This is a genomic window from Lactococcus hircilactis, from assembly GCF_009601015.1.
In the GTDB taxonomy this organism is placed as follows: domain Bacteria; phylum Bacillota; class Bacilli; order Lactobacillales; family Streptococcaceae; genus Lactococcus; species Lactococcus hircilactis.
Window position 1 is genome coordinate 1 of record NZ_WITJ01000044.1, and the last position, 1,054, is coordinate 1,054.

Annotated in this window: 1 protein-coding gene; it reads left to right on the plus strand. The window is 41.7% G+C overall.

Annotated features, from left to right (window positions below):
• Position 1: 1 nt before the first annotated feature.
• Positions 2-994, plus strand: a complete 993-nt coding sequence (locus GHI93_RS12740) for a mannose/fructose/sorbose PTS transporter subunit IIA (RefSeq protein ID WP_153497363.1) — start codon at positions 2-4, stop codon at positions 992-994.
• Positions 995-1,054 lie beyond the last annotated feature (60 nt).

The window sequence follows — 1,054 nt, forward strand, 5'->3', positions numbered from 1 at the left end:
ATTGAGTATCGGAATTGTTATTGCGAGCCATGGCGAATTCGCACTAGGCATTAAACAATCTGTCACAATGATTTTCGGTGAGCAAGAAAAAGTACAAACTGTCACTTTCATGCCCTCTGAAGGTCCTGCAGAGTTACATGCTAAGCTCGAAAATGCTATCGCAACTTTTGATGCCGAAGATGAAGTACTTATCCTTGCTGACTTATGGAGCGGTTCTCCATTCAATCAGTCAAGTGCGATTTTGAATGAAAATCCAGATCGTAAAATTGCTATCATCACTGGTCTCAACTTGCCAATGCTTATTCAAGCCTTTACAGAACGTATGATGGATGCGTCTGCTGGGGTTGAAAAAGTCGTGGCAAACATCATGAAAGAAGCAAAGGAAGGCATTCGTGTCCTTCCAGATACGCTTCAACCAGAAGAACTCACTTCAGTTTCAGCTGCTCCAGATGCAGCTCAAGGAGCTATCCCAGAAGGCACAGTCATTGGGGATGGAAAGATTAAGATTAATCTTGTCCGCATTGATACACGTCTTCTTCACGGACAAGTCGCTACGGCTTGGACACCAGATTCAAAAGCAGATCGGATTATCGTTGTTTCTGACAACGTTGCAAAAGACGAGATGCGTAAAACATTGATTGAACAAGCTGCTCCTCCAGGAGTTCACGCGAATGTTGTTCCAATCAAGAAGTTTATTGAAGTCGCAAATGATCCACGTTTTGGTGGCACTCATGCTTTCTTGCTTTTTGAAAATCCGCAAGATGCACTTGCTGTTGTCGAAGCTTGCCCTGGATTGATTTCAACGATTAACGTTGGATCGATGGCTCATTCAACAGGTAAAACGATGTTGAATAATGTTCTTTCAGCTAATTTGGATGATGTCGCTACATTTGAAAAAATGCGCGATCTTGGCGTGACGTTTGACGTCCGTAAAGTACCAAGCGACTCTAAAGCTGACTTGTTTGCTTTGATTCAAAAAGCAAATGTTAAATAAAAAGGAGAAATAACTAAAATGAGTGTTATATCTGTAATTTTGGTCATCCTTGTCGCGTTT